Source organism: Streptomyces sp. NPDC002742 (assembly GCF_042888885.1).
Lineage (GTDB): Bacteria > Actinomycetota > Actinomycetes > Streptomycetales > Streptomycetaceae > Streptomyces.
The window spans coordinates 15,906-38,656 of the sequence record NZ_JBIAQF010000032.1 but is presented as its reverse complement, the minus strand read 5'-3'; the positions used below and the strand labels follow the sequence as shown (position 1 = coordinate 38,656).

The window sequence follows — 22,751 nt, the reverse complement described above, 5'->3', positions numbered from 1 at the left end:
TGGTGTCGCGCCGAGTGGGGTAGCCGGTCCAGGGTAGGCGGTCCAGGGTTGTGAAGGCGCTGGGTCACCCTCGCGAACTGGTCCGCGCGGCGACGCGGGCACCAGGTGCGATCACGATCCGGACGTTGCCGCAGGCAAGGGTGACTGAGCGCCTCCGCCGGCCGCTCTGAGCACCGAGGCCGGTCGCGCGAGCCAAGAGCTCAGGGGTTCATCGGTCGCTGGGAGTAGGTCCTGTGCCTCAGGCGCGCCTCGCGCTTGCTCGCTAGGGTCGATCACCATGGAGATCACGGGAATCGTTCGCCGTCGGGCGGTGGAGCGTAAGCACGACGTTCTTGAGCGGCTCGTCAGCGAGCGGGACGTATGGGTGTCGACGGCTCACCCCGGTCACGGGCCGCACCAGGTGCCGCTGTGGTTCTTGTGGGATGGGCGTGCAGTGTGGATGTGCACCAGCGCCACTTCCGTGACTGCGCGGAACGTGCGCGAAGAGCCGCGCGTGCGCCTGGCGCTACCGGACACCTTCGACGTGGTGCTCCTCCAGGGTGAGGCAGAGTGCTTCCCGGACCAGGACGTGCCCGGAGGCGCAGCTGACGCGTTCGCCGACAAGTTCGGGTGGGATCCACGCGCGGAAGAGGGATCCTTTCTGTATGTACGAGTGGTCCCGAGGACTGTGCGCGCTTGGCGCGGCGAGCCGGAACTACGCGGGAGGGTCATCATGCGCGACGGGATGTGGCTGGAATAGCGCTTGATCTCTCCGCTTCGCGCCGGAGGCCGGGGCCGGGGCTGCGGTGCTGGTGCCCGCTGTCCGTCCTGCCGAGCTCTACCGCCAGCCGTGGTGTGGTGACCTGTGACCTGTCCTGGAGGTGCCGCCGGGAGACGGCTCCGTGATCGGCCGCGCGGCGGTGGATGACGGCTGGACCGTAAGCGATGCCGTAGGCCGGCAGCCGGGCCGGGTGGCGTCGGCTGCTTGTTCGCCCGGACGGTGTGTCAGATGATGGCGAGCCGGTCCACCAGCAGCTCGACCCTCCGCTCGGTGTCCGCCGGCGGCAGTCGTCCGGCCCGGGTCAGGGTCGCCACCCCGTGCAGGGCCGCCCAGAACGTCTCGGTGAACAGCCCCGGGTGGACGCCGTCCCCGGCGGCCTCGCCGAGGCACTCCAGCAGCGCGGCGAAAGCGTCCTTGAGAGGTTCCGGGGTGTCCTCCCGTGCGTACGGGAGACCGCCGTCGAGCTGGAAGATGGCGTCGTAGACCGCCGGGTTGCGTGCGGCGAAGTCGAGGTAGGCGCGGGCGAGGGCGTACACCCGCTCGCGCGGGCCGTCCGCGGCGGCGGTCGCGGCGCGCACCGCCGCGGCCAGTTCGGCGGCGCCCTCCAGGGCGACGGCACCGATGATCTCCCGTTTGCCGCGGAAGTGGCTGTAGAGGACGGGCTGGCTGTACTCGATGCGCTCGGCGAGCCGGCGCGTGGTGACCGCGTCCCAGCCTTGCTGCTCGGCGAGTTCGCGGGCCGTCGCCACGATGAGACGTTCGCGGCCCGCCCGTTCGCGTTCCTTGCGTTCCTGTACCGACATGATTCGATCCTAGCATCACTAGACAATCGAGCGGCAGCAGTACTAGCGTTGACTCATCACCTAGCAATGATAGATACCAAGAGAGGTCATCATGCTCAACGCACTCGAGGTCGTCACCACCGTGATCGTCGGCGTGATGGTGGGGGTGGAGTTCGCCGTCGCCTTCGTCATGAACCCGATCCTCAACGCGCTCCCGGAGGACAGCGGCCAGCTCGGCCACGCCCACGGGGGCCGGATGCTGGGCGCCGTGATGCCGTTCTGGTACATCGGCTCGCTCGTCCTCGTCGCGGTCTGGGCGGTCGCCGGACGCCACCACCCCGGAACCGGCCTCGTCGTCACCGCCGGAGCGCTACTGCTCCTCAGCGTGGTCATGTCCGTCCTGCTGCTCGTCCCGATCAACAACCTGAACAAGACGTGGACCCCTGAGAGTCGGCCCGCCGACTGGAAGCAGCAGCTGGACCGCTGGAACCGCTACCACTACGTCCGCCTCGCCGTCATCATGGCCGCCTTCGCCCTGCTGGCCGCCGCCCTCGCCTGAACCCCCGGGCCGAGACCGCGCGGGTGGCGGCACTCCTCCACTCCGCAGGCGGTAGCCGACGATTCGCACGGATCTGCGCCGCCCTCGGAACCCAGGACCAAACCTCTTCCGCAGGCGGCGCTGCCTCTGTCGAGATCGCGTCTTCGGCGATGCCAGGCCGTTCGAGAGGCACGGACCTCCGCCTTCTCCGACGGCCTGGCATCCCGGCAGGTCAACCGCTCGCCGGCCGACGGATGCGCTGCGACAGGGCAGGGGCCGTGCCTGTACCTCGTTCGCGTCGAAACGCCCACGCCCGGAATGCCAAGCGCCCGCGCCGGGAACATCCGGTCCGGTCGGCACGGTTGCATCGACCGAGGGACCGGCGCCGCACGGCCGGGGAACACGGAGACCACAAGGTCGTCCGCCCCACCAGGATCCGGTCCCGGGGATCGCGGTACGCCCGCCGTGCTACTTGGATCAAGACGTTATTTCTGCAGGAGGACTGTTTCATGACTGACCGGCCCTTGACGCTCATGGCAGTACACGCCCACCCCGACGACGAGGCCACCGGAACCGGAGGGGTCCTCGCGCGATACGCGGCGGAAGGCATCCGCACGGTTCTCGTGACCTGTACCGACGGCGGTTGCGGTGACGGACCGGGGGGTGTCAAGCCGGGCGATCCCGGGCACGATCCGGCGGCGGTCGCCTTGATGCGCCGTCAAGAACTCGAGGCGAGCTGCGATGTCCTGAAGGTCAGCGATCTGGAGATGCTGGACTATGCCGACTCCGGGATGATGGGCTGGCCGAGCAACGACGCCCCCGGTTCCTTCTGGCGGACCCCCGTACGGGAAGGTGCGGCCCGACTGGCGGAACTCATGCGGCACTACCGACCTGATGTGGTCGTCACCTACGACGAGAACGGCTTCTACGGCCACCCCGACCACATCCAGGCCCACCGCATCACGATGGCGGCGCTGGAGATGACCGCGCTGACACCGAAGGTGTACTGGACCACGATGCCCCGCTCGGGGATGCAGCGGTTCGGCGAGATCATGCGCGAGTTCCATGAGGACATGCCGGAGCCGGATCCTGCCGAGGCCGCCGAGATGGCCAAGATCGGCCTCCCCGACGACGAGATCACCACCTGGGTGGACACCACCGCGTTCAGCGGTCAGAAGTTCGACGCGTTGGCCGCGCATGCAAGTCAGGGCGAGAACATCTTCTTCCTCAAGATGGGCAAGGAGAGGTTCGGCGAGTTGATGGGCTTGGAGACCTTCGTACGTGTCCAGGACGCCACCGGCGCGGCCGTACCCGAGAAGGATCTCTTCGCCGGACTGCGCTGATCCGTCCGACCGGCCGGGAAAGCGCATCGACCGCACGTCGCGATCGAGCGGTCACACACCCGGAGGCCTGTCCACGCGAGTCGCGCTCCGGCAGCTCGCGTCCAGGCCCTCGCCGACGGCGTCGACGCCTGCCCACGATGCCGGCCCGCACCGTACTCGTCGCCCAACCGTCCGGCAACGGCATCGGTGGGAGACCCGTGGGCTGCTGACTCGCAAGATGGCGACAGCTCAGGCCACAAGCCCGGCGGTCTGCTCCGTTGAGGACAGACCGCCGCTGGAAGCAGTTCCGGCGAAGGCCGAAGGCGCGCGGTCGAAGGCCAAACGCCTGGCCCGGACCGAAGTCGGGAGCCGGCTGCCGGCACGGATCGACGCCTGCGTCGGCACATCCCGATCCAAAGGGTCAGTCGGCAGCCTCGTCGGACAGTGTCAGATTGGCCCCCGAGGCCGGGTCGAAGACGTGCAACTTGGCCGTGTCCACCCAGAGTTCGGCTCGGCCACCCTCGCGGACCTGCGTGGAGGCGTCGAGGCGGGTGACGATCTGGTGCCCGCCCGCGCCGGTGTCCGTCAATCCCGAGTCGGCCGCGAGTTCGGCGAGTTCGGAGGTGGCGGTGGGCTGCCACTCGTCCTCGGTGAAGTAGGCGTAGACATCGGATCCCAGGGATTCGACCACGTCGATGTCCACGCTGAACGTCGTACCCCCTCCGGCCTTGCTCCGGTCCACCAGGGCGGCGTCCTCGAAGGCCTCCGGGCGCAGCCCCACGATGAGGTCCCTGGGGGCGTTGTGCCGCTCCAGGGTGCGGCGCAGCCGGTCGCTGAGGTCAAGGACGCCCACCGACGTACGCAGGCGGTTGTCCTCTGTGGTGGCGTGCAGGAAGTTCATCGCGGGCGAACCGATGAACCCGGCGACGAAGAGGTTCTTCGGTTGCTCGTAGAGGCGTTGCGGGGTACCGATCTGCTGCACCAATCCGCCGCGCAGCACCACCACCCGGTCGCCCAGCGTCATGGCTTCGGTCTGGTCATGGGTGACGTAGACCGTGGTGCTGCCCAGGCGTTGCTGGAGGCGGGAGATCTGGGTGCGCATCTGGACGCGGAGCTTGGCGTCCAGGTTGGAGAGCGGCTCGTCCATCAAGAACGCCTTCGGGTCGCGCACGATGGCCCGCCCCATCGCCACCCGTTGGCGCTGACCGCCGGAGAGGTTGGCGGGCTTGCGGTCCAGATGCTCCGTCAGGTCGAGGATACGGGCGGCTTCTTCGACCTTCTCGCGGATGGTCGCCTTGTCCACTTTGGCCAGCCGGAGTGCGAAACCCATGTTGTCGCGCACGCTCATGTGCGGGTAGAGGGCGTAGCTCTGGAAGACCATGGCGATGTCGCGGTCCTTCGGGCTTCTGTCGTTGACGACCTGCCCGTCGATCCGGAGGGTGCCCTCGGTGATGTCCTCCAGCCCGGCGATCATGTTGAGGGTGGTGGACTTACCGCATCCGGACGGACCGACGAGGATGACGAACTCGCCGTCTCCGACACTGAGGTTGACGTCCTTCACCGCCACCGCACCATCGGGGTAGCGCTTGGTGATGCCTTCGAGAACGATCTCTGCCACGGTCGGTCCTTCTTGTCCTGACGAACGGCTGCCGCCGGTCAGCCCTTGACGGCTCCGGAGGTGAGCCCGGCCACGATGCGCCGCTGGAAGAGCAGCACGAAGACGATGATGGGAATGGTGATCACCACGGCGGCCGCGGCGATCGAACCGGTGGGCTGAGCGAACTGACTGCTCCCGGTGAAGAAGGCGATGGCCGCCGGCACGGTCCGGGCCGCCGAGGTCGAGGTCAGCGAGATCGCGAAGAGGAAGTCGTTCCAGCAGAAGATGAACACCAGGATCGCCGTGGTGAACACCCCCGGCGCCGCGAGCGGAGCGATCACCAGCCGGAACGCCTGCGCCGGGGTGGCACCGTCCACCTTGGCCGCCTTCTCCAGGTCCCAGGGGATCTCCCGGAAGAAGGCCGACAGGGTGTAGATGGCGAGCGGCAGGGAGAAGGTCATGTACGGGATGATCAGACCGGTCCAGGTGTCGAAAATTCCGATGATCCGCTCGATGTTGAACAGCGGCGAGACCAGCGAGATGGGCGGGAACATGGCGATCAGCAGTGACATGCCGATCAGCAGGCTCTTGCCGGGAAAACGGAGCCGGGCGACGGCATAGGCCGCCATGGTGCCCAGCACCACCGCGATCACCGTGGAGATCAGGGCGATGCCGATGGAATTGATCAGCGACCGGGTGAACTCGGAGGTCTGGAAGATCCCGCGGTAGTTCTCCCACGTCCACTGGGTCGGGATGAAGCTGCCGTCGGTGAGGGTGCTGGGAGCCTTGAAGGACAGAGAGATGATCCAGCAGACCGGGAACAGGGCATAGACGATCACGATGATGTTGACCAGGGCCCACCCCGCCATCCGTCGCCGTCCGGTGGCGGACATCAGCGTCCCCCTTCCTGGGAGCCGGGGGCGGCTGCCCCGAACAGTTTGATGAAGGCGAAGGCGATCAACGCCACGCACAGGAAGATGAGGACGGAGATGGCCGAGCCGATGCCGAGGTTGAGCGCGGTGAAGAGGTTGTCGTAGCCCAGGATGGACACCGAGCCGGTGTTGTGCGCGCCGGACGTGAGGATGTAGATGTTGTCGAAGATCCGGAAGGCGTCCAGGGTACGGAAGAGCAGGGCGACCAGGATGGCCGGCTTCATCAGGGGCACGGTCACCAGGAAGAAGCGCTGCCAGGCTCCGGCGCCGTCCACCTGGGCCGCGCGCAGCGTCTCCTCCGGCACCAGCGCGAGGCCCGCCAGCAGCAGCAGGGCCATGAACGGGGTCGTCTTCCACACCTCGGCCAGGATGATCAGGCCGATGGCCGGCCACTGCTCGGTGAGGGGAGCGGAACCGGAGGGCAGGAGATCGGCCAGGTAGCCGGTTTCCGGGGTCCAGGCGTACTGCCAGGAGTAGGCGGCGACCACGGTGACGATGCCGTACGGGATCAGGACGGCGGTGCGAACCGTCCCGCGGCCGAAGATGGTGCGGTGCATCACCAGCGCCAGGGCGAATCCGAGGACGAGTTCCACGACCACGGAGACCACGGTGATGAACACCGTGACCCACAGTGCCTGCCACCAGAACTCGGAGGAGAGTACGGCGCCGTAGTTGCTGAACCCGACGAAGTGCGCTTGTTGCGGGAAGCGCAGGTCGTAGCGCTGGAGTGAGAGGTAGATCGCGTAGACGATGGGGTAGGCGGTGACGGCGAGCATGACGATCACGGCGGGCGCGCACAACAGCCAGCCCAACCGGCGCTCCTGCCGGGCCCCTTCGGACAGAGCGCGGTCGTCTCTGGGGGGCGGCGCGTCCTGAGAGGCGGTCGGAGCCGATGGGGTCACGGGATCAGCCCCTTTGAGCTGAGGGCGTCCTTGATCTGGTCACCGATCTTCTGCACGTCCGGTCTCGGCTGGATCCCGTTCGGCGGCGACAGGGTGTGCGAGATCGCGATGGACACGTTCTGGTATGCGGGGGTCTTGGGCCGGATGCTGGCGTTTTCCAGGGCCGTCAGAACGGTGGAGGCGAAGGGGTAGTTCTTGACCAGAGCGGGGTCCGAGTAGAGCGGGCGGAGCGTGGGCGGGAGCCCGCCCTCCAGCGCCGCGGTCAACTGGTTCTGCCGGTTCCGCAGGCACAGCGCCGCCTCGAAGGCGAACTCGGAGTGCCGGGAGTAGGCGCCGATGGCCAGGTCGATGCCGCCGATGGTGGGCCTGGCCGGCCGGTCCGGGTCGACCGCCGGGTAGGGCGCCCATCGGAACTGCTTGAAGAGCGAGGGGTTGTTGGCCTTCATCGAGGGATACACGAAGGGGTAGTTGATCTCGAAAGCGGCGCTGCCGGACTCCATGGCCAGCCGGTTCTGGTCCTCCATCTGATTGGACAGGGACGGGTCGGCCGCGGCCGAGGTGGCCAGGGTCTTCATGACGGAGGCCGCGCGCACGGCGGGCGGACCCAACTTGGGAGCCGTGGCGGTCGCGTTCAGGATGGAGCCGCCGGCGCTCTCGACCAGCGTGTTGAACCAGACCGTGAGTCCTTCGTACTGCGCGCCCTGGATCTCCACGTAGTGCGGCTTGCCCTGCTTCGCCAGACGACCGGCCATCCCGATCATCTCGGCCCATGTTCTGGGCGGCGTGGGGACCAGGTCCTTGCGATACCAGAGCAGTTGGGTGTTCGTGTTGTACGGGACGGCGTACAGCCGGCCCTTCCAGGTGGCCGTCCGCAGCGGGACCTCCAGGGTGTCCCGGGTGGCCGCCGTGCGGTTGGCCCCGGTCCACGGCAGGATCCAGTTGGCTTCCGCGAACTCGGCGGGCCAGGTGACATCCAGCCCGATGATGTCGACCGTGGCGTCCTTGGCGGCCAGTCGGCGCACCAGCTGCTGGCGCTGCCCGTCCGCCGTACGGGGCAGTTTGTTGTAACTGATTCGGTAACGCCCACCGGACCGCTTGGAACAGGCACTTGCCGCACTGGCCAACGCACCTGAATCATCCGGGAAGTTGTACCAGTTGAGCGTCACCGGCCCGCCACCTCCGCCCCCGCAGCCGGCCAGCAGAGCTGCCGACAGACACAGGGCGAGCAGAACCCGCAGGAGGCCACGGATGCCGGACGAACGTGCCACCCTCACACCCCTTCCGGACCAGTACGGGAAAATCCGGACAGAGTGGAGGGAAGCCCGGACCCGCGAAAGGCTAGGCCCGCGCCCGGCTTCACCCCGTACGCCTCTCCAAGAAGTCATCCGATCGGCCGCACAGGACACGGATCACGCCGCACTGGGCGCACGGAACCGCCCCGCGGGTGTGAGGAGCTCAGGGAGTTTCGCCGGAAGAACCCGTGTCCGCCTCCGCCGCGCAGGCAGGGCCGGCAGGCAACACCTCATCCCGTCGTCACAGGTCACGGCCGGACGACCGCGACTGGTCCCACCGCTCACCGTTACCGGCCCACGCTCCTAGCATCCAGTCATGGCACCTGACACCACACCCCAGGACCGGTCACGGCAGAGCACCTCGGCGGCGGATACAGGATCGGTCTTCGATGCCGTCATCGACCGCCGGAACAGCAACTCCATGAAATGGGCCAGTGCACATCAGTTCCTCACAGCCGACGAGGCCGCGGCCGACCCGCTGCCGATGTGGGTTGCCGACACCGACTTCAAGGCCCCCCAGGCCGTGATCGACGCGCTCCACCAGGCCGTCGACTACGGAGTCTTCGGGTATCCCGGTGGCGCGACCGACAGCTACCTCGACGCCGTGACCGGCTGGCAGGCCAAGCGGTTCGGATGGGAGGTCCCCCGGGAGTGGGTGATGCAGACCGCCGGCATCATCACCACGCTCAAGACAGTTGTGCAGGCGTTCTCCGCGCCGGGCGACTCGGTGCTCATCCAGCCGCCGGTCTACGTCCACTTCCACGAGGACGTCCTGCTGAACGGCCGTCACCTGGCGTTTGCGCCGCTGCAGCGGACCGACGACGGATACCGCTTCGACGCCTCGACGTTCGAGGCCGCGATCTGTCCCGACACCAAGCTGTTCATCCTCAGCCACCCTCACAACCCCACCGGGAACGTGTGGGCGGAGGACGAACTGCGGACCATGGGCGAGATCTGCGCCCGGCATGATGTCCTGGTCGTCTCCGACGAGATCCACCAGGACCTCATCATCAACCAGGACCGCAAGCACATCCCATTCGCCTCGCTCGGCGAGGAGTTCGCACGGAACAGCATCACCTGCACGGCTCCCAGCAAGACGTTCAACCTTCCCGGCCTGCAGAGCGCCAACGTCTTCGTGCCTGATCCCAGGCGGCGGGCGGAACTGGCCCGCCAGTACGAGCGCAACGTGTTCCCGCTGGTCAACCTGCTGGGCATGGTCGCTGCCGAGGCGGCCTACGTGCACGGTGTGCCCTGGCTGGAGGAGCTGCTCACCTACTTGCGCGGCAATCACGCGCACTTCGCGCAGGCGGTCAATTCCGCCACGACCAAGGTGCGGGTCCTTCCGGCCGACTCGCTGTATCTGGCGTGGATGGACTGCCGGCAACTGGGGATGGACGCCGAGTCGCTGGACAAGTTCATGCTCACCCGGGCACGGCTGTGGCTGGACAAGGGACAGAAGTTCGGGATCGAGGGCCACGGCTACATGCGCGTGAACCTGGGCTGTCCCCGCTCCACGGTGGACGAGGCCGTAGACCGCCTGCTCGCGGCCGTCGCAGACGCGCCATCGTCCCCGAATCCTGGTGCGCCAGGGCCGGTTGCGTAATCGCCGGTTCCGGGCCTGCGCGTACGGGTGGATCGTGTTCGGCGAACGGCAGGCGGGCGAGGAACACAGCGGGCGTGGAACACAGAGGGTGTTCTGCGTGCGGGCGGAGGCGGCCGCCAGTCCGTCAGGCGGCGCCGATGCGTACTTCGGGGTCGGGGGCGTCGAGCGGGGGCAGGAGGAGATCGGAGAGAGATCTTCGTCGTTCGGGCGTCACGGGGGTTCGGCCTGACCCCGTGCGCTTCGGCCTCGCTCCGACGCGTCACAGCCGCCAGGCGCGCAGGGCGTCGGAGATGGCGTAGATGTCCAGCCGGGTCTCGCGGATCTTTCTGATCAGGTCGGACAGAGCCCCGTAGGGAGGGTCGATTCCTTCCCCGGACTGGTCCATGTACTGGCCGGTGACGAACGCGGCGAACAGGCTGTTGCGGTGGGGGAGCGGTTCAAGACACACGATGGTGTGCAGGAGCGCGGCGGCGCGCCACGCGGCGTCGGGGTTGGACGTGGCGAGGGTCGGCATGCGTGTCTTGTGGCGCGCGACGGCGGCCACGAGGGCCGAGTAGTCGGTGACTGACACGTCGTCATTGCCGAGGGCCGCGTCCTGGACGTCCAGGAGCCAGGGGACATCGATGTGCAGGGTCATCAGGCGGCGGTGGCTCCCGCGCCGCGCTGGGACGGGGGGATCTCGTCCGGGAAGGCCTCGTCGAACTCGGCGCGCAGCCTGTCCGCCCACGAGACCGCGCCGGCCACGAACTGCTTGCGCTGCATTTCGCGGACGCCGAGGTCGTGCATGTACTGCTTGAGGCTCTTGCCCTCGGCCGCGGCAGACACACGCACGGCTTCCATTTCTTCCTCGGTGAAGGTCACGTTCAGTGATGGCATATCGGCATGGTACCTAACTGGTACCTTCTCGCGCGACCTGATCGGACGACCCGGCCGCGAATCGGCGACCCGGGCTGCACCCGGCCTGCCGGACGGCATCCAGGACCCGCTCGAAGACCCGTCGTCGGGCATCCGCCGTGACCGGCCGGGCGCGGAGCTCGCGTGGACGAATACATCGCGGCCCGTCGGGGCGGACCAGGGCGGAGGAGTCGACAGGAGTCGGCGTCCGTGCTCCGTCCGGAGGCTCAGTTGACGGGTTTTGGCGAGCCCACGGGCACCGGTGATGCCGACCCGCGTTCCACGGTGTCGGTGTGGAGCGGAACTCCACCGGCCTGAACCGCTCCATACGGACGATGAACTCGCACGCAACCGGTTCTGGCGGAGGTGTCCGTTGGTGTCTGGCTGTCAGGCGCCGGTGTGTTCGGTGAGGCAGACGTACTGGCGGGGTTCTTGGTCGCCGAGGCTGCTGTAGTCGAGGACGGCGGGGTAGGTCAGGCGGGTTCCCGGCCATTGGGGCGCGCAGTCCTGCGGGGTGTCATGGAAGACGATCGCGTAGTTCCCCGGTTCCGTGACCGCGCCGGCGGATTCGCCGAGTTCGGCGCCGCACTGGTACCTGGGTGCGTCCATCAGAAGCGCGGCGTTGCGTGCGGTGCCGTCGCTGCTGCCTGTCCAGGCGACGCAGTACGACACACCCGGGTCTCCGCCGTAGGGCGGCTCGGAGATGATGTTGACCCTCTGCAGGGCGGGAGCGCCGCCGCACAGGGCGTTGATGCCCTTGAGGTAGTACGGGGCGCCGGCGGCGCAGATGTCCTTCCTGGTTTCACAGCTTGCCGGGCCCTCGGCGGATTTGTAGGTGACGGGCAGGCACGTGGCCGTCTTTCCCGGCGACGCCGTCTTGGCGACCGGCGCACCCTGGGCCGCGTCCGGGGAACCCGACACCGAAGCGGAAGCCCTCGCCGTCTTCGCAGGTCCGTGCCCGCCGGGGGAGACCGTGGCGGAGGCCGTCGTGCCTGGCCCGGCCCCTGTGCCGTGGTGCCACCCGCCCGCGTCCTGTCCGGCGATCAGATAGGAGCCGACCGCGGCCGCGGCGAACACGGTGACACCGGCCGCGGCGACCAGCCCGGTCCGGCGGCGGGTGATCCGCCGCCGGGCCACGGTCCACGCCGCATCGTCCTCGGAGACGGGCAGGTCCCACTTGGCCGTAACCAGATCACCCACCAGAGTCGGTGCCTCGGCCCCCGACTGCAGGACCTGGGTGCTCTGGGCGGCGAGCAACGCCGTGCACTGCCCGGCCAGCGCAGCAGCCGTAGGCCGCTCCGCGGCTGTTTTGGCCAGCGCGGACGTCACCAGCGCGAGGAGCTCATCGGGCACCCCGGCGGTGTCAGGGTCGCCGGACATCACCCGGAACGCGACCGCGTCCGGTGCGCCGGTGCCGAACGGCAGGCGCCCGGTGGCCGCGTAGGCGACCAGGGCTCCCCAGGCGAAGACATCCCCGGCAGAACCCGTAGCCCCGGTGCGGTAGCCCTCGGGACTGATCCAGCCCGCGGTGCCGGTCATCACGCCGGTCCGGGTCACCGAGGTGCCGTCCAGAGCGTGGGCGATGCCGAAGTCCAGAACCCGCGGCCCGTCCGGCGCCAGGATGACGTTCCCCGGCTTCACGTCACGGTGCACCACCCCGGCCGCGTGGACGGCGGCCAGCGCGGCCGCGGTCCCCGCCGCCAGCGCGTACAACCGGGCCCCGGACAGCGGGCCGTGCACGCCGACGTGCTCGCCGAGCGTAGGACCGGGGACATACGCGGTGGCCAGCCAGGGGACGGACGCGCCGGGGTCAGCCGCGAGCAGCGGCACCAGACAGGGCCCGGTAACCCGCCGGGACACCTCCACTTCCCGCTTGAACCGGGCCCGGAACTCGCCGTCGCCGGCCTGCGCGGAGTGAATGACCTTGACCGCCACCCGCCGCCCTTGCGGATCCAGGGCGGCATGGACGGTTCCCATGCCGCCCGAACCGAGCTGGCCGATGACCCGGTACGGACCTATCCGGCGCGGATCACCGGGCCGTGCGGGGTGGACACGCGTGGACAACGAGGCTCCCTGGGACAAGAAGGAACAAGTGGGCCGGCGGGCCGCGCGTCTGGCGCGGGTGGTGGGCCGACCGCCGGTGGGACAGAGCGGTTGCGTGCACTGGGCATGGAGGGCGCGGGCGACGACGCCGTCGGCGCAGCGGTCCGGCGCTTGCCTCGGTACTCCGCGTACGTGTGTACGTTGCGGTACTGAGCCTGGACCTCGCCTCCCGGAAACGGACTCGTGCCGCCGAGGTTCCTGCGATGGCCGACGTGACGGCGCGTCACACGACCTGTGTGGCACGCGGGGTGAAGATGTCCGGCTCGGTGGGCCCGGCGGGCAGGAAGCCGCCGGTCAACGCCACCCCACGGCGGTCACGGCGGCCATGGGTCCCGCCACCGCCGCGACCGTGTCCGCCTGTTGCCCTCCTGCCGCAATCGGCGGGACTGTTGGCCACCGGGAAGCGTCAGGCGACAGGATCGGCCATGAGGGGGCTGCGGCGGGAGAGGCGGTTGTGGTCTCCATACGAGCTCCTTACGGCCCTGACCAGCAGGCACGGGTGACGCGAAGAATCAGGTGCACAGATTAGCCACGACGCGAACACAAGATCTACACGTGAGCCGGAATCGTGATCTTGACGTGAGGCGCCCCCGGAGGGGGCCAGAACACGGACTGGATCCTCGTCCTTCTACTGCCTCCCGCTGCCTCCCGCTGCCTCCTGTGACTGGACACGGTCACGGATCGACCCCCGTGGGCGGCGTTCACACGCCACTTGTGGACCAGTGTTGAGCCGGTGTTCGGCCTGTGTCGGTAGCGGCATGGACACTGACCGCGACCTGGCAGTTCGCCCGTTTCCCGAGCGCGGCGCAGTTCTGGCCGGCCACCCGGCCGATGCGCGGCCGCACTTGGGGAACGGCACGTCTCAATCACCCACACCTCAGGCGTGACCGCCCCGGAGAACCGCTGGGCGATCCGCCGCCGCACCGGCAGCGGATCCCGCGGCGACTGGTTCACCTGCTGGAGCAGACGCTCCCAAGTCCCGTCGGCCGACCACAGGCGGTACCGTTCGTGGACGGTCTTCCGCGGCCCGAACCGTTCGGGCGGGTCAGGCCACTGCACCCGGGTGCGAACCCGGTGCGGATCCCGTCGATCAGCTGCCGGTGATCCCGCCACCGGCCACAACGCCCGTTACTGACCGACAGGAACGGCCGTGGCCGCTCCCGCCCGGTATCAGTCAGATCACCTCGCCCCGTGTCCACATCGACGACCGGGACATGAAGCGGTCACGTGATCAGCCGCCAGGCGTTCATGAACCGCAAGGCTCGGAGACTCCTTGGAACAGACGGTGCTGACGAGGGTCAGGTGGTGGCCAGCAGCAGGTCTTCTCCACTTGACGGGCGAAGGCCGTCGGTGCGATCGGTGAAGTAGCGCTCGGTGAGCAGGGCTCCCGGCACGTGCCCAGGGTTCTTGAAGCCGGCTTCGCGGGCCAGCGTCAGCATTTCCTGCGGGGTGTAGAAGCTGATGAACGGCGTTCCGGACGCTCGTGCGCCTTCCTCGCTCGACCGGAGGCCGGGGCGGTCGGAGGCTTCGACGAGTTCGGTGGGCAGCAGGAAGGTCATGGCAAGCGTTGAGCCCGGCGCAAGCCCGGCAACCTGTCGCAGGGTGGCGGTGGTGGTGTCTTTGGTGAGGTACATGGTGACGCCCGTGGAGACGATGACCGCCGGCCGACCGGGATCGAAGCCGGCGGCACCCGACTGCTCGGACCAGGACGCGTCGGCCTCGAAGTCGACTGGCACCAAGTGCAGCCGGTCGGGGATGCCGTAGCCGAGCTCGGCCAGGCGCCGGCGCTTCCAGGCTTGGGTGCCGGGCTGGTCGACCTCGAAGATCTGCAGGCGGGAGGCGAGCTCCGGCTTGCGCTGGGCGAAGGTGTCCAGGCCGGCTCCCAGGATGACGTACTGGGTCACGCCGCGGTCCGCATGCTCGGCAATCAGGTCCTCGATGAAACGAGCGCGGGCGACGATGGCTGCGCGGAACCCACTGGTGGCCTGCGGGTCCATGTCCGGGCGGTCGCGCCAGTCGGCGCCGGGGGCCGCGAGCTGCAGGCCGATCTCGTCCTCGATCACATGCGGAGGCGGATCGACCTGGAGGTGCATCGCCCGCCAGAGGGCGGTCCGCACCGCGGTGTCGTCCGGTGCCTCGATCTGCTCATGGGGCATAGTGTTCACCCTTCGGCGCGGTCAGTTCTTGGCGGGAGCCTTGAGGCTCCACAGACGCCCGTCGGGGTCCCGGACGGTCATCTCCTGGGTCCCGTAATGGGTGTCCTCGAACGGCGTGACCACCTCGACAACAGGATCGGGACGGAACGAGTCCGCGTCCGGCGCCTTCAGGACAATCCGCGTCTGTGGCTCTTGATCCTGGGGAACCTCGGCGATGAATACGTAGGGACCGTCGCCGTTGCGGAGCTGGCCGGAGTTGTGGTCTGTCGCGAACTCCAGCTCGTAACCCAGTGCCTGGAAGAACTTTGCCGCCTTGCCCCAGTTGTGGGTCGTCAGGAACACGGCTTCGATTCCTTCGGTCGTCATGTCCCGTTCTCCCTCTCAGACGATTGCTGGTTGCTCCCATGAGCATCGTCGAGGTATGCGCGCAACGCGGCAGCGACGAGCGCCGACAACGACATGCCCGACTCGATGGCGTGGTACTTGACCTGCTTGATCAGTCCGATCGGCAGGTACACGTTGAACTGCTTGACGTCCTCATCACCCACAACAGGGATGCTAGCATCCTAGCAAGCTAGCATCACCGATATGGCCGGGTCATCATGGTGACGAGTGTTTCTTCGGAGCTCGCTGCGATGGCGTAAGGTGAGGGATACCGACGCGGGGTGGAGCAGCTCGGTAGCTCGCTGGGCTCATAACCCAGAGGTCGCAGGTTCAAATCCTGTCCCCGCTACTGCCGCAGAGGGCCCGGATCCACAGGATCCGGGCCCTCTGCCATTCCCGGACGATCGCCCGTCTGGCTCCTGCCTGGTACGAGGCGGGGCGGCTGGGCATCGCGGTCTGGCTGCGCGGGCGGTGTTCGGCGTCGTGTCGGTGCGGCCTCGGCGGCAGGATCCGCTCTGGGTGCGGCGTGCGGCGTGCGGCGTGAAGCGTGCGGCAGCTGGTGGTGGGGGCGGGGGTTCCAACCCCGGCCTGGACTCGTGACGGCCCCTGCCTGTCCTCAGCGGCGTTCTCCGAGGTGTTCACGGGCGCATCGATCGACTTGTGCTGGAGTGCGCTCGAACTCGTAGCGTTGCAGACACCACTACGGCGTTACGAAGCCCGTGTCGGCGTCCGCCTCTCATGGGATGCCGGCGTCGGAGTTCGCCGCTCGGATCGATGAGGGGCTTCGTGCGTTCGAACGACAGGGAAAGGCATGGGACACGACATGCAGAAGCGCAGTCTGCGGGACCTCCAGGTGTCGCCCATCGGCCTTGGGTGTATGGGCATGTCCGCCTTCTACGGATCCGCCGATCAGCAGGAGGGCATCGCGACCATCCGGCGCGCCCTCGACCTCGGGGTGAACTTTCTCGACACCGCGCAGATGTACGGGCCGCTCACCAACGAGTCGCTCGTCGGCGAGGCGATCCGGGGGCACCGCGAGGAGTACGTGATCGCGACGAAGTTCAACTACCGGATGGACAGCGCCGTGCCGGGCGACATCAGCACGGTCGGCCCGCAGGACGGCTCGGCCGAGCACGTCCGGAGCTCCGTCCACGGCTCCCTGAAACGTCTTGGGACCGACCGTATCGACCTGTACTACCAGCACCGGGTAGACCCGAACGTACCCATCGAGGAGACGGTCGGCGCGCTGGGCGAACTGGTGGCCGAGGGCAAGGTGCGGTGCATCGGCCTGAGCGAGGCGAGCTCGGAGACCATCCGGCGCGCCCACGCGGTGCACCCGATCACTGCGGTGCAGAGCGAGTACTCGCTGTGGTCACGGGACGTGGAGGCCGAGGTGTTGCCGGCCTGCCGTGAGCTGGGCATCGGGTTCGTGCCGTATTCGCCGCTCGGCCGCGGCTTCCTCGCTGGGCGGTTCACCTCGACGGATGAGCTGGACGCGAACGACTGGCGCCGGGAGAACCCGCGTTTCCAGGACGCCAATCTGGAGGCGAACCAGCGGCTGGCCGCAAAGGTGAAGGAGATCGCGGCCGAGAAGGACGTGACCCCGGCCCAGCTGGCGATCGCCTGGGTGCTGGCCCAGGGCGAGGACCTGGTGCCGATCCCGGGCACCAAGCGCCGCACCTACTTGGAACAGAACGCCGCCGCGGTCGGTATCGCGCTGACCGAGCAGGAACTGGCACGTATCGATGCGGAGCTGCCCGAGGCGGCGGGTGAGCGGTACGACGAGGCAGGGATGCGAGCCGTCAACCGTTAGCACTGACTGAACGAACGAAGGCGGTGAGGGCCCGGATCACGTGCGGTCCGGCCCCACGGCCTGGTTCGACGCCTCATTCTCGGCGCAGTTGCTCGGCCAGCCCGACGATGATGCCCTCCGGGCCGCGGACGTAGCAGAGCAGGTAGCTGTCCTCGAACCGGGCGATCTCGCCGACGAGTTCGGCGCCGTGAGGGCGCAGGCGGGCAACGGTGTCCTCGATGTCGTCGACGGCGAACATCACGCGGTGCGTGCCCAGAACGTTGTGCGGCGGGTTGCGCGGCCCGGCACTGATCACCGCGGGGTTGTGGTACTTCGCCAGCTCGAGCCGGCTGTGACCGTCCGGGGTCCGGACCATCGCGATGTCACAGCGGACGCCGTCGAGTCCGGTGCACTGGTCGGCGAAGGGGCCCTCGACCTCCGCCCTGCCCTCCAGCTCCATGCCGAGTTCCACGAAGAACGCGACGGCGGCATCCATGTCCTCGACGACGATGCCGACGTTGTCCATCCGCTGAATCGCCATGCTGGTTCCTCCTTCTTCCTCGTGCGGCCGGTGGTGGCCGCTGATGCCCCTGGGACGGAACCGGTGGCACGTTCTCGACATACTCGGACCGCAGCACTCCGAAGACTCTGGACCACGCCTCAGCACCGCTGCAGCAGAACCGTGAGTCAGGCGCCACGAGCGAGGGTGAGTGCGGCGCAGGTGGCGGCGCAGGTGGCCGCTCCCACGCAGACGATCATCCGCAGCGCGTGACGTCCCGCAACTCCATGCTTCCTCGCCGATGCGCGGTGCGCGCGCTCGAGTATTGCGCTTCCCCGGTTCCTCACGGTGCCGGGTCACCCTTGGTGGGCGGAGTTCCCCGTTCCGCTCAGCCTCGCCGCACCCGTCCGGGTGTCGCCGTGCGGCGCCGGCGCGAGCTGGGGGCCGCGCTGACCCCCGCGCGGATCCGCGCTGGATGGGGCCGCTGCGGGAGGACCATCGGCATCAGGCCGTGCGCGAGGAGCACACCACCGTACTGCCCGTCCGCTGACCGGCGGTCGCAGCCGGAGACGGGCCGCGCGGGTGACAGTCACCCGGGCGCCTCGTGCGGGTCGCGAGGCCAGCCGTTCGGGCCGACCGGGGTCGTGGTCGTCTTGAAGCCCTCGCTCTTGTTGCCTGGACGGCGAACTCGTTGGTGAACGTCTTGCCGAGGTCCACCGCGCCCTTCCCGTTGCCGACCGGCTTCTCCGTCGCCAGAGAGGTCTTCGGACCGCCCGCGGGCATGAGACCGTCCGGCCGACGCCGGAAGACCTACAGGGCACCCGCGAGGACGGCAGCGGCGGCACCCGCGCGACCCCGGCAGCGCCGAACCGCAGCACCTCCACGATTTCTGACAAAACATCACATACCTTTTCGGCGAGGAACCGTGGTGCCTCGCGCACGGAACGCAGTCGGCGTAGGGCGCGCCCACCACAGTCCTCGTCCATGTCGTCTCCGCTCGCGGCCACGGTGCCCGAATCTGGCTCGACCAGAGACGCAGGCCTCCAGCGGGACGTCGATCCAGGTCCCTCGTGGAGGCAGAACATCGTGCAGAAGATCACTCGTCTCGCCATGGCCGTCGCGACCGCGCTCGCCACAGCAGCCGTAGGCACTCCGTCAGTGTCCGCTGCAGCGCGCAGCGGCGACGGGCACGACCGCGGCAGCCACCATGCGGTCTTCGTCCAGACCGACAACCCGGCGGGTAACCAGATCGTCGCCTACCGGCGTGCGGAGAACGGGCGGCTGACCCAGGCCCGGACCTACGACACGAAGGGTCTCGGGGGTGTGCTGGCCGGGTCGGTCGCCGACCACCTCGCCTCGCAGGGCTCCCTGACCTACGACTCGCACCACGCCCTGCTGTATGCCGTCAACGCCGGAAGCGACACCGTCTCCGTGTTCTCGGTGGACGGCGACCGCCTGGCGCTGCGGCAGGTCATCGGCTCCGGTGGCCGCTTTCCGGTGAGTGTCGCCGTGCACGGCGACGACGTGTACGTGCTCAACGCACTGGACGGCGGTTCGCTCCAGGGCTACACGCTCCACCGCGGCCGCCTCCACGAGCAGGCCGGACGGCACCGCGACCTGGGACTCGACCCGAACGCCACGCCCCAGTTCACCAACACCCCGGGGCAGGTGGGCTTCACCGGCGACGGTTCCCAGCTCGTCGTCACCACCAAGGCGAACGGCAGCAACCTCCTGGTGTTCAACCTGGACCGCTCCGGCACACCCGCCCATTCCCCTGTCGTGACGAATCTGCCGGGCGCCGTGCCCTTCGCCTTCGTCCCCAACGGCCGCCGCGGCCTGTTCCTGGCCGAGGCCGGGACGAACGCTGTCGCAACGTTCACCATCCACCGCGACGGCACCGCATCACAGGAGGCGTACGCGGCCACTGGCCAGTCGGCCACCTGCTGGATCGTCGCCGCCCGCAGCCTGCTCTACGCCTCCAACGCGGGCAGCTCGACCCTCAGCGGCTTCCGTACCTCGGACCAAGGCCGTCGGCTGACCCTTCTGGGCAACACGCCCACCGACCCCGGCACCGTCGACGCCGCGACCACCCCGGACGGGCGCTTCCTCTACGTCCAGACGGGGGTCAACGGCATCGTCGACGAGTTCGAGGTCAACCACGACGGCTCACTCACCCCGCTGGGCTCCCGGACCGTGCCGGGCGGCGTCGGGGGAGAGGGCATCGTCGCCCCCTGACCGGCCACCAGCACGGCATACGGCAGCGGCCCCGCCCACCAGGCGGGTCGCTGCCGCCTCATTCCGCACCTGCCGCATCCCTTCCCCTCCCCTCCCCTTCCCTCCACGCATGGCCATGCCCGATGCCCCGGCAACCCACCCGGCACCGCGGGCTGTTCGCCGACCGCGTCCTGGGCCTCGGCTCCGATGTCCGGTCAGGGAGCCGCGAGAGCGCGGCGTCGATTCGGGATGAGGTTTTCACCCATGCGGCAGCGGCAGGATCGAGGTAGGGCAGACCGCGGCGACGACACGAGATCGTCAGGAGTCAGGGCGACCAACCCAAGGTATCGCTTTGATATATGCCAGCAAGCCCGTGGATTGACTTGGATCTCCGCGATGCTTGATCATCGTTGCAGGGCCCATGGCGGCAACCCGCCCGCTGCTTTCACCCGATCCGGACGCGGTGAACACATGGCGGGTGCCGACCCGCAACTCGCCGAGGGGGAAACAGGGTTGCCCATCCGGCCAGTTCCCGCCGCCTGGCTTTCGCCTCACCGCACCAACCGGTCTCCCAAATACGACAGGAGCACACGTGCGCACAACAGAGCTTACGGTGGCCACTCTCGGACCGGGCGGTGTCGGCGGCCTGATCGGCGCGCTCGCCCGTGACGGACAGCGCGTCATGCACCCGGCCCGCGAGGAGACCGCAGCCGTGCTGAGCGGGGACGGCCTGCACATCGAGAGCACCCGGTACGGAGACTTCACCGCGGCGGTACAGACCGACACCCAGCTGCGCGAACCGGTGGACGCCGTCTTCGTGACGGTCGAGCAGACCGTCCTGGAGGAGGCGCTCGACCGGGTCCCGGCCGAAGCCCTCGGCGACGCGATCGTGGTCCCGTTACTCAACGGCCTTGAGCACCTGGCCGTACTGCGCGAGCGCTACCCGTCCGCCAAGGCCGTCGCCGGCACGATCAGGGTCGAGGCCACCCGCACCGCACCGGGGCGCATCGTCCACGGCGGCTCCTACACCAACCTTGAACTGGCTGCACCAATCGCGGAATTGCCGACCAGCTCCGGCACGCCGGCCGCGGCGTGACCCTCCGCACCCACGAGACCGCAATGCTCCGGGACAAGCTCGCCTTCCTCGCCCCGTTCGCCCTGCCGGCCACCCGATATCAGGCTGGTCCGCCGCGCCGATGCCGCCCACGGGCTCGAAACCCCGGCCAAGGCTCGGCTGGTGGCGGAGGTGGCAGAGGTGGCAGAGGTGGCTCGACCGGCGAACCAGGAGGCCTGATGCAGCGGTTCATTCAATCCGAGGGCAGCTCGCAGGGAAGAGGATCCGGCCGGGCGGCAGCGCGACCCGCCGTCGAGGAGTTCCTGCGCACCCGGGGCGCCGGCGAGATGCCCCACCCCGGCGGAACGCTCCTGGAACACCTGATCCGCGTCGCGAGCCTCCTGGGCGAGTGGGGTGCCCATCCGGACCTGCAGGCCGCGGGAATGTGCCATGCGGCGTACGGCACCGACGGGTTCGACCAGGTCCTGGTGGACGCCACCGAGCGCCACGTCCTCGCCGAGCTGATCGGTGAACGGGCCGAGGCGCTGGTTCACCTATACGCCAGTTGTGACCGCGGCGTCGTGTATCCGCGATTGGGGGTCGGGCAACCCTTGGTCTTCCGCGACCGCTTCACCGGCCGGGAGCACACCCCACCGGAGCCGGACGTGCGCGCCCTTCTCGAAATCACCGCAGCCAACGAACTCGACGTACTGGCACACAACGTCGAACTCGCCGACCGCTACGGCCCGGCCCTGCACCGGCTGTTCACCCGCGCGCGCGACCGGCTCTCCGCCGGGGCCTGGGATGCCTGCGTGCGGCAGCTCAGCCTGAGCATGGACGGCTGACCAACATCACGCATTCGGAGTCAGCACCGCCCACCGCATGACCGTGGGAACATGATCACTGCACCACTCCAAGGGGCACGGCCACGACCCCGGCCCCCGCCCTGTCCGCACGCCTTCACTCTCTGGACACCGGAGCCTCGAAGCCGCCGAAAACGGATGGCCGACAGCCTCCCGCCCGGTCATCCTGACCCAATGGGAGACAGAGCCAACGTCATCGTGGTCCGCGAGAACGACACGCATGAGCTGTACCGGACCGGCTGGGCGGTCGGAATCGACCTCGACCTGCTGGAAGGGCCGACACCGGTTCTCGCCATGCTTCCCGGACTCCGCCAAGACGGCTGGTGGTTGGACGACACCATGGCCCAGGGCGGGATACTGCTCGACCTCGGCCGGAAGGTGCTCCTGTTCTTCGCCTGGGAGGGCCCTAGCACTGAGCTCCGCCACCGCGCGGCCATGTTCGAGCTGATCCGAGCCGCGTGGCCGGGCTGGGAGGTCCGCTGGCTGTACGACGGCTCGGCCGAACTGCGCGAGTACGTCGGGCTGGACCCGGAGTACGTCCGCTGCCGCAATTCGGACCCCTCTTTGGCCCCGCTCCTCGCCCCCGACGACGAGGACTTGGCCGGGCCCGACCCAGGCGGTGTGGTGATCACGGTCAGCACCGGCCGGTGCCACGTCGCCTCTGACGCCTTCGACCACCCTGTCCGCGAGGGCGCCGTCCTGCTCGACCGCCTGGCAAACGCCCCCGGGCACGGAGCCTGCCACTTGCACGTCAACGCCGGCATCCACCTCGACCCGGAACGCCGCCGTCTGGGCTGGTGGTCCCTCTACTCCTCGCCACAGGCTTACCAGGTACCAGAGTTGTGGCCAGGCTGGGCGGTGGAGTTCTGGCAGGACGACTGGGAACGGCACGTCAGAGCCAGCGACCGCTTCTCTCCGGCGGCGTTCGACGCCGGAGAGGAAGCCAGAGCCGCGGTGCTCGCCGAGGCCGGGGAGCGCCGGGCTATCCGGGCCCGCAACCGCGCCCAGGTCACCCGTCTACGGACCGCACCGGCTCGATCCCAGGCGGGATGACGGAAACCGGG

At 68.8% G+C, this 22,751-nt stretch carries 22 protein-coding genes and 1 tRNA gene; 10 read left to right on the top strand and 13 right to left on the bottom strand.

Going from position 1 to position 22,751, the window contains the following annotated elements:
- Positions 1-277 precede the first annotated feature (277 nt).
- Positions 278-739 (top strand): pyridoxamine 5'-phosphate oxidase family protein, encoded by a 462-nt coding sequence (locus ACFYW8_RS37985; protein ID WP_389089653.1) that lies wholly within the window; start codon positions 278-280, stop codon positions 737-739.
- A 245-nt stretch (positions 740-984) separates the two neighbouring features.
- Here the strand turns inward: ACFYW8_RS37985 and ACFYW8_RS37980 are convergent, their stop codons facing one another.
- A complete protein-coding gene (locus ACFYW8_RS37980) occupies positions 985-1,563 on the bottom strand; it encodes a TetR/AcrR family transcriptional regulator (RefSeq protein ID WP_365874818.1) in 579 nt (192 codons plus the stop codon).
- A 91-nt stretch (positions 1,564-1,654) separates the two neighbouring features.
- Here ACFYW8_RS37980 and ACFYW8_RS37975 point away from each other — a divergent pair, with 91 nt between their 5' ends.
- Positions 1,655-2,101 (top strand): DUF1772 domain-containing protein, encoded by a 447-nt coding sequence (locus ACFYW8_RS37975; RefSeq protein WP_365874820.1) that lies wholly within the window; start codon positions 1,655-1,657, stop codon positions 2,099-2,101.
- A 488-nt stretch (positions 2,102-2,589) separates the two neighbouring features.
- Positions 2,590-3,423, top strand: a complete 834-nt coding sequence (locus tag ACFYW8_RS37970; RefSeq protein ID WP_389089647.1) for a PIG-L family deacetylase — start codon at positions 2,590-2,592, stop codon at positions 3,421-3,423.
- A 400-nt stretch (positions 3,424-3,823) separates the two neighbouring features.
- Here ACFYW8_RS37970 and ACFYW8_RS37965 read toward each other — a convergent pair whose 3' ends face one another.
- The 4 genes from ACFYW8_RS37965 to ACFYW8_RS37950 are packed head-to-tail and all read right to left on the bottom strand — an operon-like array spanning position 3,824 to position 8,101.
- Positions 3,824-5,020 (bottom strand): ABC transporter ATP-binding protein, encoded by a 1,197-nt coding sequence (locus tag ACFYW8_RS37965; protein WP_389089644.1) that lies wholly within the window; start codon positions 5,018-5,020, stop codon positions 3,824-3,826.
- A 38-nt stretch (positions 5,021-5,058) separates the two neighbouring features.
- Entirely contained in the window at positions 5,059-5,892 is an 834-nt protein-coding gene (locus ACFYW8_RS37960) for a carbohydrate ABC transporter permease (protein ID WP_365874826.1), read from the bottom strand.
- Positions 5,892-6,833: a carbohydrate ABC transporter permease gene (locus ACFYW8_RS37955; protein WP_389089639.1), complete on the bottom strand. Its 942-nt coding sequence runs from the start codon at positions 6,831-6,833 to the stop codon at positions 5,892-5,894. Before ACFYW8_RS37955 ends, ACFYW8_RS37960 begins: the two co-directional genes overlap by 1 nt.
- Positions 6,830-8,101 (bottom strand): ABC transporter substrate-binding protein, encoded by a 1,272-nt coding sequence (locus tag ACFYW8_RS37950; RefSeq protein ID WP_389089636.1) that lies wholly within the window; start codon positions 8,099-8,101, stop codon positions 6,830-6,832. The genes ACFYW8_RS37955 and ACFYW8_RS37950 overlap by 4 nt, the downstream gene beginning before the upstream one ends.
- A 340-nt stretch (positions 8,102-8,441) precedes the next feature.
- Here ACFYW8_RS37950 and ACFYW8_RS37945 point away from each other — a divergent pair, with 340 nt between their 5' ends.
- The gene (locus tag ACFYW8_RS37945) at positions 8,442-9,728 is read left to right on the top strand and encodes a MalY/PatB family protein (RefSeq protein ID WP_389089634.1); all 1,287 of its coding nucleotides are present in this window, start codon (positions 8,442-8,444) and stop codon (positions 9,726-9,728) included.
- 259 nt (positions 9,729-9,987) lie between these two features.
- Here ACFYW8_RS37945 and ACFYW8_RS37940 read toward each other — a convergent pair whose 3' ends face one another.
- The 7 genes from ACFYW8_RS37940 to ACFYW8_RS37910 all read right to left on the bottom strand — a co-directional run bounded on the left by ACFYW8_RS37940 (position 9,988) and on the right by ACFYW8_RS37910 (position 15,429).
- Entirely contained in the window at positions 9,988-10,365 is a 378-nt protein-coding gene (locus tag ACFYW8_RS37940; protein WP_389089631.1) for a toxin Doc, read from the bottom strand.
- The gene (locus ACFYW8_RS37935) at positions 10,365-10,604 is read right to left on the bottom strand and encodes a hypothetical protein (RefSeq protein WP_365874836.1); all 240 of its coding nucleotides are present in this window, start codon (positions 10,602-10,604) and stop codon (positions 10,365-10,367) included. The genes ACFYW8_RS37940 and ACFYW8_RS37935 overlap by 1 nt, the downstream gene beginning before the upstream one ends.
- Positions 10,605-11,009: 405 nt before the next feature.
- Complete coding sequence (locus ACFYW8_RS37930; RefSeq protein WP_389089627.1) at positions 11,010-12,686, bottom strand: serine/threonine protein kinase; 1,677 nt, start codon at positions 12,684-12,686, stop codon at positions 11,010-11,012.
- A 588-nt stretch (positions 12,687-13,274) separates the two neighbouring features.
- Entirely contained in the window at positions 13,275-13,784 is a 510-nt protein-coding gene (locus ACFYW8_RS37925) for a hypothetical protein (protein ID WP_389089624.1), read from the bottom strand.
- 239 nt (positions 13,785-14,023) lie between these two features.
- Positions 14,024-14,881: a class I SAM-dependent methyltransferase gene (locus ACFYW8_RS37920; RefSeq protein WP_389089621.1), complete on the bottom strand. Its 858-nt coding sequence runs from the start codon at positions 14,879-14,881 to the stop codon at positions 14,024-14,026.
- 21 nt (positions 14,882-14,902) lie between these two features.
- On the bottom strand, positions 14,903-15,247 hold the full coding sequence (locus tag ACFYW8_RS37915; RefSeq protein ID WP_389089618.1) for a VOC family protein: 345 nt from the start codon (positions 15,245-15,247) through the stop codon (positions 14,903-14,905).
- On the bottom strand, positions 15,244-15,429 hold the full coding sequence (locus ACFYW8_RS37910) for a CopG family transcriptional regulator (protein WP_365874842.1): 186 nt from the start codon (positions 15,427-15,429) through the stop codon (positions 15,244-15,246). Before ACFYW8_RS37910 ends, ACFYW8_RS37915 begins: the two co-directional genes overlap by 4 nt.
- 111 nt (positions 15,430-15,540) lie before the next feature.
- Here ACFYW8_RS37910 and ACFYW8_RS37905 point away from each other — a divergent pair.
- Together ACFYW8_RS37905 and ACFYW8_RS37900 are read left to right on the top strand one after the other, a co-directional pair.
- Positions 15,541-15,614 (top strand) — tRNA-Met (locus ACFYW8_RS37905).
- Between the two features lie 474 nt (positions 15,615-16,088).
- Positions 16,089-17,078 carry an aldo/keto reductase gene (locus ACFYW8_RS37900; protein ID WP_389089614.1) on the top strand — a complete coding sequence of 330 codons (990 nt, stop codon included), beginning with the start codon at positions 16,089-16,091 and terminating at the stop codon, positions 17,076-17,078.
- Positions 17,079-17,151: 73 nt separating this feature from the next.
- On the opposite strand, the gene ACFYW8_RS37895 is transcribed toward ACFYW8_RS37900, so the two are convergent.
- On the bottom strand, positions 17,152-17,598 hold the full coding sequence (locus tag ACFYW8_RS37895) for a VOC family protein (RefSeq protein ID WP_389089610.1): 447 nt from the start codon (positions 17,596-17,598) through the stop codon (positions 17,152-17,154).
- A 1,044-nt stretch (positions 17,599-18,642) separates the two neighbouring features.
- Here ACFYW8_RS37895 and ACFYW8_RS37890 point away from each other — a divergent pair.
- From ACFYW8_RS37890 to ACFYW8_RS37875, 4 genes are all read left to right on the top strand, one after another.
- Complete coding sequence (locus ACFYW8_RS37890) at positions 18,643-19,791, top strand: lactonase family protein (protein WP_389089607.1); 1,149 nt, start codon at positions 18,643-18,645, stop codon at positions 19,789-19,791.
- 571 nt (positions 19,792-20,362) lie between these two features.
- Entirely contained in the window at positions 20,363-20,866 is a 504-nt protein-coding gene (locus ACFYW8_RS37885) for a ketopantoate reductase family protein (protein ID WP_389089604.1), read from the top strand.
- Between the two features lie 197 nt (positions 20,867-21,063).
- Positions 21,064-21,669 (top strand): DUF6817 domain-containing protein, encoded by a 606-nt coding sequence (locus ACFYW8_RS37880; RefSeq protein WP_389089601.1) that lies wholly within the window; start codon positions 21,064-21,066, stop codon positions 21,667-21,669.
- Positions 21,670-21,861: 192 nt separating this feature from the next.
- On the top strand, positions 21,862-22,740 hold the full coding sequence (locus tag ACFYW8_RS37875) for a hypothetical protein (protein WP_389089598.1): 879 nt from the start codon (positions 21,862-21,864) through the stop codon (positions 22,738-22,740).
- The last annotated feature ends 11 nt before the right edge of the window (positions 22,741-22,751 follow it).

What these genes read in the sequence shown, in the direction of transcription:
- ACFYW8_RS37985 (WP_389089653.1), top strand. Translation starts at nt 278, where the DNA reads ATGGAGATCACGGGAATCGTTCGCCGTCGGGCGGTGGAGCGTAAGCAC.
- ACFYW8_RS37980 (WP_365874818.1), bottom strand. Translation starts at nt 1,563, where the DNA reads ATGTCGGTACAGGAACGCAAGGAACGCGAACGGGCGGGCCGCGAACGT.
- ACFYW8_RS37975 (WP_365874820.1), top strand. Translation starts at nt 1,655, where the DNA reads ATGCTCAACGCACTCGAGGTCGTCACCACCGTGATCGTCGGCGTGATG.
- ACFYW8_RS37970 (WP_389089647.1), top strand. Translation starts at nt 2,590, where the DNA reads ATGACTGACCGGCCCTTGACGCTCATGGCAGTACACGCCCACCCCGAC.
- ACFYW8_RS37960 (WP_365874826.1), bottom strand. Translation starts at nt 5,892, where the DNA reads ATGTCCGCCACCGGACGGCGACGGATGGCGGGGTGGGCCCTGGTCAAC.
- ACFYW8_RS37945 (WP_389089634.1), top strand. Translation starts at nt 8,442, where the DNA reads ATGGCACCTGACACCACACCCCAGGACCGGTCACGGCAGAGCACCTCG.
- ACFYW8_RS37940 (WP_389089631.1), bottom strand. Translation starts at nt 10,365, where the DNA reads ATGACCCTGCACATCGATGTCCCCTGGCTCCTGGACGTCCAGGACGCG.
- ACFYW8_RS37935 (WP_365874836.1), bottom strand. Translation starts at nt 10,604, where the DNA reads ATGCCATCACTGAACGTGACCTTCACCGAGGAAGAAATGGAAGCCGTG.
- ACFYW8_RS37920 (WP_389089621.1), bottom strand. Translation starts at nt 14,881, where the DNA reads ATGCCCCATGAGCAGATCGAGGCACCGGACGACACCGCGGTGCGGACC.
- ACFYW8_RS37915 (WP_389089618.1), bottom strand. Translation starts at nt 15,247, where the DNA reads ATGACGACCGAAGGAATCGAAGCCGTGTTCCTGACGACCCACAACTGG.
- ACFYW8_RS37900 (WP_389089614.1), top strand. Translation starts at nt 16,089, where the DNA reads ATGCAGAAGCGCAGTCTGCGGGACCTCCAGGTGTCGCCCATCGGCCTT.
- ACFYW8_RS37895 (WP_389089610.1), bottom strand. Translation starts at nt 17,598, where the DNA reads ATGGCGATTCAGCGGATGGACAACGTCGGCATCGTCGTCGAGGACATG.
- ACFYW8_RS37880 (WP_389089601.1), top strand. Translation starts at nt 21,064, where the DNA reads ATGCAGCGGTTCATTCAATCCGAGGGCAGCTCGCAGGGAAGAGGATCC.
- ACFYW8_RS37875 (WP_389089598.1), top strand. Translation starts at nt 21,862, where the DNA reads ATGGGAGACAGAGCCAACGTCATCGTGGTCCGCGAGAACGACACGCAT.